Here is a 14,032-nt window from a genome sequence, read left to right as displayed (position 1 = left end):
TTTTATCCAAACAAAATGAACTATCAGGAAACAACAAACTGGATGTTTAATCAATTACCAATGTATCAGCTGCAGGGTGCTTCGGCATACAAAGAAGACCTGACAAACATCAAGTTACTGGCAGAACATCTTGGTAATCCCGAAAAGAAATTGCAGACGATTCACGTTGCGGGAACAAACGGAAAAGGATCAACATCGCACATGCTGGCTTCGGTTTTGCAGGAAGCGGGTTATAAGGTAGGTTTATATACGTCGCCACACTTAAAAGATTTCAGGGAAAGGATTAAAGTAAACGGCCTGGAAATTTCAGAAGATTTTGTTTGCGAGTTTATTTCCAAACACAAAGATTTTTTTGAAGCCAATGATATGAGTTTTTTTGAAATGTCCGTTGGTTTGGCATTTGATTATTTTGTTTCAGAAAAAACAGATATTGCGATTATTGAAGTTGGTTTAGGCGGAAGACTGGATGCAACAAATATTATTACGCCTTTGGTTTCGGTAATTACTAATATTGGTTTAGACCACACGCAATTTTTAGGAAATACGCTTGAAGCTATTGCGGGCGAAAAAGCGGGAATTATTAAACCAAATGTTCCGGTTGTTATTGGCGAATATACAGATGAAACTCAGCCTGTATTTTTGGCTAAAGCCGAAGAAAACAATGCACCGATTTCTTTTGCTTCAGATTTAATCGATCAAATTTATTTGTCTGACTTAATTGGGGATTATCAGTTTCATAATAAAAAGACGGTTCAGCAGACGATTTCAATTCTGAACAATCAAACCGATTTCAAAGTTTCGACAGAACAATTAAAAGAAGGTTTATTGAATGTGGTAAAAAATACTGGTTTACAAGGAAGATGGCAGCAGCTTGGAGAAAACCCAAAAATTATTTGTGACACGGCGCACAACAAACACGGATTAGCTGTTGTGATGAATCAGCTTCAAAATGAAAAATATGAAAAACTGCATATTGTTTTGGGTGTTGTAAACGATAAAGATTTAGATTCTATTTTACCGCTTTTTCCGAAAGAAGCGCAATATTATTTTTGCAGTCCGAATTCGGCAAGAGGTTTACCGACTGAAACGCTTCAAAATGCGGCTGAGAAATTTAATTTAATTGGAGAAAAATATGATTCTGTTGAAAGCGCTTTCGCGAAAGCCAAACAAAACGCTTCAAAAAATGATTTTATTTATGTTGGCGGAAGCACTTTTGTCGTTGCCGAATTGCCTTTGTAACAAGTAAAACTTAAATCTTAGAAAAAAGTCTAAAAAAACCGATTTAATAACAAATTCATAAACAGCGAGATATAGTTTATTTTTAAAAAAGTTTTATTTTTTATTCGATTTTCTTTGCAGAACTCAAAAACTAGCGTATATTTGCACTCGCAATCACAAACGATAGCAACCTAGTAAAATAGGGCGATTAGCTCAGCTGGTTCAGAGCACCTCGTTTACACCGAGGGGGTCGGGGGTTCGAACCCCTCATCGCCCACCAAGAAACTCCTTAAGAAATTAAGGAGTTTTTTTTACGCTTTTGCGAATGTTCAAGGATTATAAATCCACCTTCATATTTGGGGAGATACTCAAGCGGCCAACGAGGGCAGACTGTAAATCTGCTGTGTGAACTTCGCAGGTTCGAATCCTGCTCTCCCCACAAAAAAGTCCTAATGAAAATTAGGACTTTTTTTATGCTCATTCAAAAAATATCTAAAACCTTAAAATCATGCGATTCCTTTTTTATGCGCGAGCAGGAAAAAGTATTAAACAGATAAGAGACACGCTTGGAGTTTTATCAAATAAAAGTTCTATTTTTAAAACAAAAAAATACCAACATTCTTTAGACATACCAACCCAATTTTGAGGTAAATAAGCCGAACATCATTAAACATATATCCTATTTAAGAGTAATTTTATGAAAAAAACATTCTATTCTGTATTAATATTAATTATAAGCCTTTCTTGTACAGAAAAAAAGACACAAAAAGAAAACACTATAATTAAAAATATTAAATCCGATTCGGTTGTTAAAATAGATGATGATGAATTAGAAAAAGATTCAGATTGTGCATTTGATGACAATTACAAAAAAATAACAGAAGAATGGCTGAGTGAACTTGAAATCAAAAAATATGTTTGGGATTCAAAAAGTAACAAAGCGACATTAATATATAATAATGATACTCTAACTGTGTATAAAGGCGGCTGTACCCATTTTGTCAGTTCAGTAGAAATTAAAACCAATATTTACCCAAATAAGGAATTAGACAGTACTTTGATAAGAAAAATTAACGATGTAGCCTGTAAATTTAAATTTAATAATTATTGTAAAAAGCTTATTGAAGGTCAATTTAAAAAAATTGATAATAGTAATTCATCATTTTTTTTGGAGTTTGAAGATGATGATCCAGAAGACAATTTAATTTCTGAAGGAATAGAAATTTCAGAAAAAGAAAAACACACAATTATTACAATATCAGAGTATTATAATTAAAACTACTACTAACAGTGGTTTAGCATAATAGCTATTAATCGATAAGAAACATGTTCGATTTGTAGCTTTACAATCTACTTTTTATAAAGCTCAATTTTTCTTCTCCTGCTGGCGCGAGCGTCTCGCTCGTGCATAACCCTGTGTGTTCACGAGCGAGACGCTCATTTTTTTCTTAATTCATTTTTCGAAATATATTCTACTCAAATGGTATTTCAAACCAAACTAGAGAATCATAATCTAAGTATAAATCAGCCAAAAAATCACCTTCTTCGTCAGTATTCATTAAAAGGCTTTCACGTTGTATTTCACCATTCTTAATAATTAGTATAATAATTTCAGAAAGCGGATAAGAACTGCCCGGATCTTCAGTATAAAGCACAATAAAACTATCAATTTTAAATTCTTCTACAATGGTAATTATTTCTTTTCCCATTAAAGACAAATTTGCTTTATTAAAAATTAAATTATTAATGGTTTCATAAAGACTAAATTCATTTTTAGCATCTTCAATATTTCCTTTTAATGAAAAATGCGTATAATCTTTGTTACAAAAGTGCTCATATTTATCCGGTATTTGACCTATCAAATCCTTTGTTATTAATTGTGCATTAATCTTATATCCGAAGAATTTCATATACAACTACAATTTATTTTTTTAATAAAACTAAGCCAAAATTAAATGATTTCAACTTGTAATTTTCAATTATTCTAATATAGATATTAAAATAAACGCAAAGCATTGTCATTTCGACTGAAAGGAGAAATCTCACTCGACAATCGACAAAGATTGGCGACATACTTTGTAGAATTTCTAGTGAGATTTCTCCTTTCAGTCGAAATGACAAGATTGTGTAACTTCCAAAAATTAAAAACAAAAAAGCAAATTCATTTGCATATTGTTGTCACGTATACTATATTTGCGACAACAATTTAATTTTAGAAAAAATGAGAGAACTTACATTTGCATCACTACAGGTAAAAAATTTAGAAGCATCAAAAGACTTCTACGAAAAGAAATTAGGATTTGAAGTTGGAAATACTAATCCGCAGGCTTGTATTTTTAAATACGACGAAGGAAAAGCAAGTTTTGCTATTCGTACTCCGCTTGAACCTTTAGAAGATCGAGAATTAGGAGTTGGCGTAGCACTTTGGTTTGCCGTTACCGAAAATGTAGACGAATTAAAAGAGAAATTTATAGAAAACGGAATAACAACAGCGGGGCCAATTATAGAAACTCCGTTTGGAAGAGCTTTTCACGTAAAAGATCTTGACGGTTATAAACTTACTTTTTTGGAGACAAAATAAAAGTAAATAATCAGTAATTTTAGAAACAGATTAAGGAAGAAAAAAATTCCGCTATCCACAATCTACTAAAGGTTCTGATGGCTATCTTTGAAACCAATAAACTTGATTTTTAATACTGACACAAATGCTTCAACATTATTATGGCTAAGGAAATTAATTTTCATTTTAAAAGTCCAAAAGACAGCCCTGGGTATTTACTTGGACAACTAACAATGCTTTGGCAACGCAAACTAAAAAAAGTTTTAGATCCGTTAGATTTAACACAGACTCAATTTGTATTATTGGCTGCTTTGGGCTGGCTTTCAAAAAAAAGTAATTCTGTAACACAAATTGACATTGCGAACCAAAGCAATGCCGACAGAATGATGGTATCAAAAGTATTGCGAACGCTGGAAGAAAAAGGTTTTATTACAAGACATGAACACGAAACTGATACAAGAGCAAAAACTATTCGATTAACGAATACAGGCGAAACAATTTTGCAAAAAGCTCTTATTGAAGTAGAAAATGCCGATCTTGATTTCTTTTCTTCTTTAGATGAAAATCTTCCGTTGTTTAATTCTAATATGGCAAATCTTATTGATAGAAATAAAACAGAGTAAAAGTGCTTCGGCATAATACTTTCAATCCGCTTGATAAACATCTAAAAAGCCCCATTATTTCTAATGGAGCTTTTTTATTTATCAAAATTCTCAAAATGAATTTTCTACTTAAGAAGTAATTTTAAGCTTATACCCTTTTCCGCGTATAACAACAATTTGGACATTCGGATCATGTTCCAGTTTTTTTCTAAGCTTTGATATGAACATATCCAGACTGCGGCCCACAATAACGCCTTCATCTTCCCATATCTCTTTTTGCAGTCGGCTTCTCTCTATGGTCTCGTTAGGAGACAATGCAAAAATGAGCAATAAACGGGTTTCCGTTCCGGTGAGGTCTAATGTTTTTTCATTTATGGTCAGCTTACGGTTTTTCGCATCAAATACTACCGAGCCTAAAGTGAACAAACTAGCAGAATCATTAGGTAAAGTTACTTTCGGCTTAGCAGATCTAAAAAAAATAAACCCAACAAATGCTAAAAATGACAGGCCGCCAACCAAAAAATATTTATTCTTTGCTGTATAAATACCCAATGGTTTAAATTTGATGTTAATCATGTAACATGCTTTGGGCTGTTTTCTTCCTTTACATGGTACAATATCATCTTTCTTATTTTCTGAAATAGCATATCCATAAGCTACATTGGTATTTTCACAGTTCACTACGTTAACAACATAATCATGTGCGAGTGGATCTTGGGCTAAAAAGCGCTGCGTAATATTCACCAAAGAGTCCGTTTGAAAAGTAAATTCATTCTCAAACCTGATCTGGTACTCATTTTCAGCGATCTTTTTTACGGGAAGAACCCTTGATGTTTTATCTCCCGATTGTAAAAGTAGTTCATGACCAATTCTGCGGAGCAAAATTTCCCTTCTTGCAATAGCAAACTCGTCACCATCAGTTTTACTGAAAGCTACGCAGATTGCAAATATAAATAAAAGCAGTATCAATCCAAAGATGTACTTGCCTTTTCCGGAGAGGAGATTTCGACTCTGATGCATAGTGTCAAATTTTTATTTACAAAGTTTACATTTTTATTTACAATCTAAGTTACTCAGGCTGAAATATCTCAGAGTAATTTTGTTACAGCAACTTTAAAGAATGTGAAAAATAAAATGAATGTCTAACACGAACAAGATTTATCAGGAGATAGATCTATTTTAATTAAACCTCAAAAAATATGAAAAAAATCATTTATGCGGTGATCTTACCGCTGGTTTTGGTAAGTGGGCTAGTTTTTACAAATTGTGAAATTAAAAATGAAACTCCTAAAAAACCAATCCAAAAAACACTCTCTATTGCTGAAAGGAAAGCCAAATTAAAAAAATGGGAAGCAACCCCTGATGGTGTAAAGTTCAAAAACTGGGAAATGTCTCCCCAAGGTAAAAAAGTACTTGCCGGCGCTGCTAAAATAAGCAAGTATACCCATGACTTTACTAATATGGAGGCTGTTGTAACTTCTCTTTCTCTTCCGCCGGGATCGCTATTAGGTTTTGGAGTGATGGCCAGGATTGATGGCGAAGATTATATTCTGAGATTTGAGCCAGAAAAGTCCCAACTTCAGCAATTGTACAGTCTGAAAGTTAACGACACAATAATTTTAAAAAGCCATGGTGTATCATATGCGCCCAAGTATTCGTATCCAATAATATCGGGCAGCTATGTAGAACGCGATAATAAAGTACTTTATAAACGTGTGCCTCGCAAAGGTGGCTGTTAAAGTGAACAGACAAAGTAAATCTACGCAAGTAACTACAAAGATTGACGATTTCCCTGCGGAGTTACTTGCGAAGATCTCTCCCTTCGGTCGAGATGACAAGATTGTGTAAATTGCAAAATCATAATTTCCCTCTTTCTAAAATTTAAATAATTTAGACTTGTATTAACTGAAAAACTATTTTCAAATCTTCCCTTTTCCTAGTATCTTAGCGGTAATTTCTCAAAAACTATAGAACAATTTAATTTATAAGATTTTATGAAATCCGATTTATCAGAAAATGAAAAAATTGTTGTGGAATTTCTTAAAATGGTACAAGAAAGACAATCCTCAAATGAGCTTGAAAAGTTTTACCATTCAGAAATTGAGCAAATTGAATATCCAAATGCAATTGTAAAAAATACGGTAAATAGAAATCTTCAAGATTTAAAAGATGGTGCAGACAGAGGAAAAATGATTTTATCGAAAGAAGAATATGAAATCAAAAATCTTTACTCTTTTGAAAATGTTGTAATTCTTGAAGCGACTTGGAAAGGAACTTTATCTGTTTCCATAGGGAATATTTCAGTTGGTGAAAAAATGGTTGCTCATTTTGCTCAATTTTTCGAATTTAAAGATGGAAAAATATACAGACAGCGAAATTATGACTGCTTCGATCCATTTAATTAAACTTAACTGGAAATAATTTAAATCTCTCCAAATAAACACAAAGATTTGTCATTTCGACTGAAAGGAGAAATCGCACTTGGGAATCGACAAAGATTGGTGATATACTTTGTGGAATTTCTAGTGCGATTTCTCCTTTCAGTCGAAATGACAAGATTGTGTATTACAAAACCGCATTATCGTAACGTAAACATATCCATGCGAGGTTATATCTTCTAAAACCCTATAACAATTTTTAACTATATTTGACGTTGATTGTTTTATTTGGCAGCTTTTTTGTTGAAAAGAAAATCGAATCATCAAACCCAAATCTTAAAAATGAAAACAAACCTAATAACTCTTTTATTTGTATTTGCTGTTATAAATACGTTTGGGCAAACGCCAGCCGTATCAAAAACTACCAATACTAATAATAAAACTTTACCGCCTAGTGAACAGGTCACGAATAAAGCTGTAAGCGGGCTTAAAAAAGTTCCTTTAGATGAAGCGTCAATTTTAATTTATGATTACGACGGCGCTCTTTTTTCATACGATTTAGAATCTGAGCAAATTGGCTGGACTGTAAAAGCTACAAGTCCTTTTACTGAAATGTGCGCCAATAAAGTAACTATTTCTAATGGCGTTGTATACATTCCGTTTATAAATGGTGAAATTGTTGCAGTAGATAACCAAAGCGGTGATGTTTTTTGGAAATCAAGATTAGGAAATATCACAGATCAAATTGTTCTTAAAGATCAGGTTCCGGTTGTAAATAATGGAAAATTATATATAACTGCTCAAAACCAAAACGGAAGCAGTAATATTTATGCTCTTGACACAAAAGATGGAAGTTTAGCATGGACTTACAAACTGGATACTCCAACTAACGACATTCCGGTACTGTTTTTTAACAACAAAGTTTTTGTTCCGAGTGCTTCCAATTTATATGTTTTTGATGCCAATACAGGAAAAGTCCTTGCTCAAAAAAGCTTTGACCAAAGCATGCACAGTAAACCTGTAACAGATGGTGAAAATGTATTTATAGCAAATGAAAAAGATGTACTTTTTGCACTAACTCCAGATAAATTAGACATTTTATGGCAATTTAAATTACCAGAAGATCAGTATAATATTAAGGAACGCATCTTTACTAAAGACAAAAAATTATATTTTGCTGCACAAGGCACAACAGTTTCTTCTGTATATGCTGTAGATTCAAAAACAGGAACTCAGATTTGGAAAAGGGATTTTCAAAATGATAATGTAGAATACATAACGGAGGACAGTGATAATATTTGGGGCTATACTAAAAAAGGAAGGCTTTTTCAGCTGGACATAAACAATGGTGAAATTGCATTCGAATTGAAACTAACAACTCAGCCTATTTCAAATATTGAATTTCCGATTGATGATACTATATTTTATTATTGTGATGCCGGTTTAATTAAATTTGATTTAAGCACCAAAGATGAAGATTTATATTATATGCGAACTTCTATTAAAGATGATGTTTATACCGCATTTCTAAAAATAATTAGATAAAATAAAAAACTCCAAAGTCATTTGATTTTGGAGTTTTTCATTTAAAATATGTTATTTATCATTTCATCAAGCTGATATTGGTTAGACCTCCATCAGACAAGATTTCTGTTCCAACAATAAAAGCAGAATCATCTGACGCCAGAAATACAGCTGCATTTCCAATGTCTGACGGAAGACCTTGTCTGCCTACTGGAGTAATATCTATCCACATTTGTTTTACAGCATCTAAGTGTTCCTCCGGTACTAATTTTCCAAATACTGGTGTGTCTATAGATCCCGGCGAAAGTGTATTTACACGTATTTTTCTTGGCAATAAATCTAGTGATAAACCTTTTGCCAATGATATAATGGCAGCTTTTGCTGCCGAATAAATTGCCATTCCCGGCGCAGCGCGATGTGCCGCACTCGACCCAATTAGTATTATTGACGCACCATCATTTAAATAGGGAAGTGCTTTTTTTACCGTAAAATAAGAACTTTTCAAATTCAAATCCATATATCGGTCATAACCTTCTTCGGTAATATTTTCGATATCAGCCATAGGAACGCCGTCGACAACACCGCCAGCATTTACTACCAATACATCTATGTTTCCGAATTTTTCAGCTGTTTTTTTAAATATGTTTTCTAAGTCATCGCTTTTGGTTACATCTCCGGCAATACCTATAAAATCTGATTTTAAAGCTGCTACAGCATTATTTAATGTTACTTCATTTCTTCCGGTTATAGTTCCAGAAGCGCCTTCATTTTTGAATGCTTCTGCAATACCAAAACCTATTCCGCTATTACCTCCAGTAATTACGGCTACTTTATTTTTTAATTTGCTCATTTTGTTCTTTTAAAAATTAGAAATAATTATAATCCGAAAATCCCTCCCGAAACAGAAATTTTCTCTCCGGTAATCCACCCTGAATCGTCCGAAGCTAGAAATACGGCTACTTTTGCAATATCTTCCGGCTGTCCGGTACGTCCAAGAGGTGTGCTGGCAACAAATTTTGTTTCGGCTTCACTGCCAATAAAACCTGCAGAATGTGAACCTTCTGTTTCTACGATTCCAGGTAAAATAGAATTGATTCTGATATTTCTTCCGATAAATTCTTTAGACAAAGAAATAGTAATGGCGTCTAAAGCTGCTTTGGTTGCAGAATACACAGATCCTGTTGGAAGAGGTGATTTACCTGCTTCGGAACTGATATTGATAATATTTCCGCCTTTTTCACCAAACAATTTTAAAGCTGCCTGAATGGAAAGTAATGATCCTAAAACATTGATATTAAATTGTGAATGGAAAGATTGTGCTGACAATTCTTCAATTGGCGCATATTGATAAATCCCTGCATTGTTTACCAAAATATCTAATGTCCCAAAAGCATTTTTTGTTTCTTCAAAAAGTCTGTTTACATCAGATTCGTTTGAAACGTCGCCTTGTACTGCAATTGCTGTTCCTCCATTATCTTTTATCGCTTTTACTACTTTATCAGCATCCTCTTTACTTGATGCATAATTCACTACAACTTTAGCACCTTCTGCTGCAAAATATTTAGCTATAGAAGCGCCAATTCCTTTTGAAGCGCCAGTGATTATTGCTACTTTATTTTTTAATTTACTCATTTTTATAATATTAAATTATGTTACTGATGCAAATTTATGTCAGTTTAATTTATTTTAGTAACTTTGTAACTAAAAGTAACAGTAACCTTGAAGTAACAAAGTAACCTTATGGAATGTAATTTACGCGAGAAAGAAAAGCACAAAAAAGAAATGATGGCTGTGCAGGATTCAATGGATGTATTGAGCGGAAAATGGAAAATATCTATTATTTCTTCTATTTGTTATTATAATGAAAGAAGGTTCTCAGATATCCTGAATGATGTTGTGGGCATTTCAAACAAAATGCTGAGTAAGGAATTAAAAGAGCTTGAAATAAATAAACTAATTAAAAGATTAGTTCTTGATACGCAGCCCGTAAGTGTCCATTATGTTCTTACGGATCATGGAAAAACACTTCAGACAATTATTAATAACTTGACTGATTGGGGAATTGAACATCGAAAAAAAATTATTGAGGAATAATTTTAATGGTTTCATAGAAAAACAAAAACCTCCAAAAAATCATTTTTGGAGGTTTTTTATAGATATATAATCCCTACGGGATATTCATTTATTGGGTTCTTATTTTTCTATCGACTTTTAGCTCCTAACGGAGTATTTCGTAAAAATTAAATATCGGTAAATAATCAACATTTTTTATATTATTTCTTCTTTACAACTTCTGTAATCCTACTTTAAAATTTTTCTACAGAAGGTTTTTTCTCCAATAAAAGCTTATTTAAATGTTTAAATGCAAGCATTAGCTGTTCACCAATTTCATAGTTATGAATGTCAATATCCAGAGCTTCTTTTTTCCATTTATTATTTTTTTCATTTAATAAAAAATCAGCCCAAATAATAATGCGTGCAATATCTCCCGGTTCTTTTATTGGCCCTTTAAATCTGTAAACAACTGTAAAGTTATAAATTGAACCATCGTCAAGAGATTTATCAAAATCTTTATTCATGGTTATAATTTTCAAAAAATCTCCTTCAAAGTCTACGCGAAGTCGTCTTTTTGAAGAGTTTTGCTCCCAGCCATAATTATTAATCATTTTAACAATATAAGATTTTGTTTCATCCAATGATTTTTCATTCTGCCCCTGACTGGCACAGAAAAACATACATAAAAGAATACTATATAATACTTTCATAATTCTTTCGCTTTAGTGTAACAACAAATATCACTACGCTAATATATAAGAAATATCTGAAACAATAAAAATTATCCCTCCACCAAACAAATCTCAAAAACCGTTTTCCCGTTCTCAGTTTTAAACGAAACATAACCGCCATGCGCTTCAATAATATTTTTAGAAAGCGTTAAACCAATTCCGGTGCCTTCGTTTCTCGTGGTGAAGAAAGGCAGGAAAACTTTATTTTCGATTTCTTTTTCGATTCCGTTTCCGGTGTCTGTGATTTTAATGTAAGTTCTGTTTTCTTTGGCTTCAGCAGAAATTAGAATTTGTTTTTGAGTTGTGTTTTTTAAGGCATAAACAGCATTCGTTAAAAGATTAATGATAACCTGTTCCGTTTGCTGCGGGTCAACATTAATTGGACGTTTTAATGAAATTGCGTTTACAACTTCAATTCCATCTTTTTTAAATAACGGATTCATGATTTGCAAACAATTTTCAATCAAAGGCTGCAGTTCTATTTTTTGTTTTTTGGGAGACGGAAGCATGGCTAATTTTCGATAACCTTCAACAAATTTCTGCAAATGATCGCTTCGCCTTAACATGGTTTCAACACTGTTTTTGATATCTTCTAAATCTTCTGCCGAAAGTGAATCTTGTTCTACCAAATCCTGCAGGTTTTGACAAATAGAACGAATGGGCGTTATCGAATTTAAAAGTTCATGCGAAATCACTTTCATCAAATTAACCCACGCATCTTTTTCTTTTTTCTCTACTACATTTTGGATAGAATCGAGTAAAACGATACAATACTCCCGTTCAAAAATCTCTGTTCTGGAGGCTTGCAAAACAAATGTTTGTGCGGTTTGTTCGTTTATACTAATTTCAACAGACGTTTTTATTTCATGAAAATCATCTTCTTCAATAATTTCACAAAGCGATGGCAATTGATTTTTAAGATATTTCCATTTCGAAACTTTGGGTACATTAAAATGAGACGAAAAATAATCGTTCATTAAAAAAATATTCCAGTCATTTTCCTGTTTTTCTAAAATAATAATTCCGGTTTCGATATTGTTTAAAATAGAACGGTAAATAATATCTTTTGAAATCTGTTCGTTTTGTCTGCCTTTTAAAGTATCGTACAATTGAAACAAATCACCATAATTTTTATTGGCTTTATGTTTCGTAAAATCTGATGAAAAATCATTCTGCAGAATCGAAGAAATGGTTTTATCGTAAAGCAAAACAAAATTGCGAACATAAAAATACATTTCGCGAATGAGCAGAAAAACAATAAAAAAGCCAAATATGCCCGTAAAAAGCAAATCGATTTTAAAGAAATAAATCGAAATTTCGATTCCCAAAACAATGGCAATTAATCGAAAAAAAAGTAGTTTATAAGTTTGCAATGTTTTAAACATTCTAGTTAATATTGATATTATATTTCTCTAAACGTCTGTACAAAGAACCTCTTGACAATCCCAGTTCGTCCGCAGTTTTACTAATATTATTACTGTGCTTAAGAAGCGCTTTTTCAATCGTCGCTTTTTCTACAGAAGAAAGCTGTATATCATCCGGGTTTTCATCATAAGGAGTTATGGTTTCTAAATCTAAATCAGAAACTGTGATTGTGTTGTTTTCACAAAGAATAACAGCGCGTTCAATTTTATTTTCCATTTCCCGAATGTTTCCGTTCCAGGCGTGTTTTTCAATTTGTTCCAAAACTTTTTTATCAAAAGTAATTTCACTTCTTCCGTATTTTTCAATCATTTTATCGAGGAGATATTCTGCCAGCGGAATTTTATCTTCGTTTCGTTCCCGAAGCGGCGGCAGCACAATCTCCATCGTATTAATGCGATAATACAAATCTTCTCTGAAGTTTTTATCGGCCACCTCCAGTTTTAAATTCAAATTAGTTGCCGTAATGATTCTAACATTCAAAGGTCTTGCTTTAGTTTCACCCAATCTTGTTACGGTTTTGGTTTGAATAACCTGCAATAATTTAGATTGCAAATGCAACGGAACATTTCCTATTTCATCTAAAAAAATAGTTCCGTTCTGCGCCATTTCAAAACGTCCGGGCGTATCGGTTTTTGCATCGGTAAAAGCACCTTTTGCGTAACCGAATAATTCACTTTCAAAAATATTCGAATTCAACGAACCTAAATCAACTGCTACAAACGGATTGTTTTTTCTTTCAGACTGGCTGTAAATATGATGTGCCAAAACAAATTTTCCGGTTCCGTTTTCTCCAAGAATTAAAACATTGGCATCGGTTTTGGCTACTTTATCTGCCAGTGAATATGCTTTTTTTATTATTTCAGAAGTGCCTAAAAAAAAGTCATTATCGGTTTCAATCTCTTTGTTCTTTTTTTGTTCTTTTCGGGATTTGTCAACGGCTTGTTTTACAGACTCTAAAAGTTTCTTGTTTTCCCAGGGTTTTAAGATATAATCAAAAGCACCCGATTTTAAGCCTTCAACCGCAGTTTCAACTTTTCCAAAAGCGGTCATTAATATCACAACCGTTTTTGGCGAAAGCGTTTTTATTTCTTTCAGCAGATACAAACCTTCTCTTCCATCTTCAAAACCTATTCTGTAATTCATATCGAGCAAAACGACATCGATGGTATTTTTTGACAATAATTCGACTATTTTTTTCGGATTATTAAGTGTGTGAATGTTCTCAAAATACTTTTTCAGGTACACTTTTGATGCAAAAAGAATGTCTTCCTGATCGTCGATGATTAATATTGATGCGTTTGTCTTTTTCATTTTTGTTCGGTTTTGGACAAAAGGTGTCCAATTGTGGACACTATAGATTTTTTTCGGATAATAAAATTTTAAAAATAAGGCAGTTACAAGGTTTAAATTTTTGGCATGAAAATCACTTTTCTACTTGTAAATCATTAATTATTAACGCCTTCTTGAAGTAAAAATAGCAAAATAAATATCTATAAATCGCATTGTTAATTATCTTAATTTTCGGGCGTGTTTCTTTTA

15 protein-coding genes and 2 tRNA genes are annotated in these 14,032 nt (G+C 32.7%); 10 read left to right on the top strand and 7 right to left on the bottom strand.

Annotated features, from left to right (window positions below):
• Positions 1–15: 15 nt before the first annotated feature.
• From J2Y38_RS12730 to J2Y38_RS12715, 4 genes are all read left to right on the top strand, one after another.
• Positions 16–1,239, top strand: a complete 1,224-nt coding sequence (locus tag J2Y38_RS12730) for a folylpolyglutamate synthase/dihydrofolate synthase family protein (RefSeq protein ID WP_309843078.1) — start codon at positions 16–18, stop codon at positions 1,237–1,239.
• 181 nt (positions 1,240–1,420) lie between these two features.
• A tRNA-Val gene (locus J2Y38_RS12725) sits at positions 1,421–1,498 on the top strand.
• A gap of 78 nt (positions 1,499–1,576) precedes the next feature.
• Positions 1,577–1,657: transfer RNA gene (locus tag J2Y38_RS12720), tRNA-Tyr, on the top strand.
• Positions 1,658–1,915: 258 nt separating this feature from the next.
• Complete coding sequence (locus J2Y38_RS12715) at positions 1,916–2,494, top strand: hypothetical protein (protein ID WP_309843076.1); 579 nt, start codon at positions 1,916–1,918, stop codon at positions 2,492–2,494.
• 196 nt (positions 2,495–2,690) lie between these two features.
• Here J2Y38_RS12715 and J2Y38_RS12710 read toward each other — a convergent pair whose 3' ends face one another.
• A complete protein-coding gene (locus J2Y38_RS12710; RefSeq protein WP_056200368.1) occupies positions 2,691–3,128 on the bottom strand; it encodes a hypothetical protein in 438 nt (145 codons plus the stop codon).
• A 311-nt stretch (positions 3,129–3,439) separates the two neighbouring features.
• Between J2Y38_RS12710 and J2Y38_RS12705 the strand changes: the two genes are divergently transcribed.
• Complete coding sequence (locus J2Y38_RS12705; protein WP_180861148.1) at positions 3,440–3,799, top strand: VOC family protein; 360 nt, start codon at positions 3,440–3,442, stop codon at positions 3,797–3,799.
• Between the two features lie 140 nt (positions 3,800–3,939).
• The gene (locus J2Y38_RS12700; RefSeq protein WP_309843073.1) at positions 3,940–4,401 is read left to right on the top strand and encodes a MarR family transcriptional regulator; all 462 of its coding nucleotides are present in this window, start codon (positions 3,940–3,942) and stop codon (positions 4,399–4,401) included.
• Positions 4,402–4,509: 108 nt separating this feature from the next.
• On the opposite strand, the gene J2Y38_RS12695 is transcribed toward J2Y38_RS12700, so the two are convergent.
• The gene (locus J2Y38_RS12695) at positions 4,510–5,400 is read right to left on the bottom strand and encodes a winged helix-turn-helix domain-containing protein (RefSeq protein WP_309843070.1); all 891 of its coding nucleotides are present in this window, start codon (positions 5,398–5,400) and stop codon (positions 4,510–4,512) included.
• A gap of 179 nt (positions 5,401–5,579) precedes the next feature.
• Between J2Y38_RS12695 and J2Y38_RS12690 the strand changes: the two genes are divergently transcribed.
• The 3 genes from J2Y38_RS12690 (at position 5,580) to J2Y38_RS12680 (ending at position 8,303) form a co-directional block, all read left to right on the top strand.
• Positions 5,580–6,119, top strand: a complete 540-nt coding sequence (locus tag J2Y38_RS12690; RefSeq protein WP_309843068.1) for a hypothetical protein — start codon at positions 5,580–5,582, stop codon at positions 6,117–6,119.
• A gap of 255 nt (positions 6,120–6,374) precedes the next feature.
• Positions 6,375–6,785, top strand: a complete 411-nt coding sequence (locus J2Y38_RS12685; RefSeq protein WP_309843066.1) for a nuclear transport factor 2 family protein — start codon at positions 6,375–6,377, stop codon at positions 6,783–6,785.
• A gap of 315 nt (positions 6,786–7,100) precedes the next feature.
• Entirely contained in the window at positions 7,101–8,303 is a 1,203-nt protein-coding gene (locus J2Y38_RS12680; RefSeq protein ID WP_309843064.1) for a PQQ-binding-like beta-propeller repeat protein, read from the top strand.
• A gap of 58 nt (positions 8,304–8,361) precedes the next feature.
• Here J2Y38_RS12680 and J2Y38_RS12675 read toward each other — a convergent pair whose 3' ends face one another.
• Both J2Y38_RS12675 and J2Y38_RS12670 read right to left on the bottom strand, forming a co-directional pair.
• Complete coding sequence (locus tag J2Y38_RS12675) at positions 8,362–9,132, bottom strand: SDR family oxidoreductase (protein ID WP_309843062.1); 771 nt, start codon at positions 9,130–9,132, stop codon at positions 8,362–8,364.
• Positions 9,133–9,158: 26 nt separating this feature from the next.
• A complete protein-coding gene (locus tag J2Y38_RS12670; protein WP_291146106.1) occupies positions 9,159–9,914 on the bottom strand; it encodes an SDR family NAD(P)-dependent oxidoreductase in 756 nt (251 codons plus the stop codon).
• Positions 9,915–10,022: 108 nt separating this feature from the next.
• Between J2Y38_RS12670 and J2Y38_RS12665 the strand changes: the two genes are divergently transcribed.
• Positions 10,023–10,376 carry a helix-turn-helix domain-containing protein gene (locus J2Y38_RS12665; RefSeq protein ID WP_056200345.1) on the top strand — a complete coding sequence of 118 codons (354 nt, stop codon included), beginning with the start codon at positions 10,023–10,025 and terminating at the stop codon, positions 10,374–10,376.
• A gap of 212 nt (positions 10,377–10,588) precedes the next feature.
• Here the strand turns inward: J2Y38_RS12665 and J2Y38_RS12660 are convergent, their stop codons facing one another.
• The 3 genes from J2Y38_RS12660 to J2Y38_RS12650 form a co-directional block, all read right to left on the bottom strand.
• Positions 10,589–11,047 carry a hypothetical protein gene (locus J2Y38_RS12660; RefSeq protein ID WP_309843056.1) on the bottom strand — a complete coding sequence of 153 codons (459 nt, stop codon included), beginning with the start codon at positions 11,045–11,047 and terminating at the stop codon, positions 10,589–10,591.
• 71 nt (positions 11,048–11,118) lie between these two features.
• Complete coding sequence (locus J2Y38_RS12655) at positions 11,119–12,453, bottom strand: HAMP domain-containing sensor histidine kinase (protein ID WP_309843053.1); 1,335 nt, start codon at positions 12,451–12,453, stop codon at positions 11,119–11,121.
• Between the two features lies 1 nt (position 12,454).
• Positions 12,455–13,804: a sigma-54 dependent transcriptional regulator gene (locus tag J2Y38_RS12650; protein ID WP_309843050.1), complete on the bottom strand. Its 1,350-nt coding sequence runs from the start codon at positions 13,802–13,804 to the stop codon at positions 12,455–12,457.
• Between the last annotated feature and the right edge of the window lie 228 nt (positions 13,805–14,032).

The organism is Flavobacterium sp. 2755, assembly GCF_031455715.1.
In the GTDB taxonomy this organism is placed as follows: Bacteria; Bacteroidota; Bacteroidia; order Flavobacteriales; family Flavobacteriaceae; genus Flavobacterium.
The sequence above is the reverse complement of the archived record's forward strand: the minus strand, read 5'-3'. Positions and strand labels throughout refer to the sequence as shown.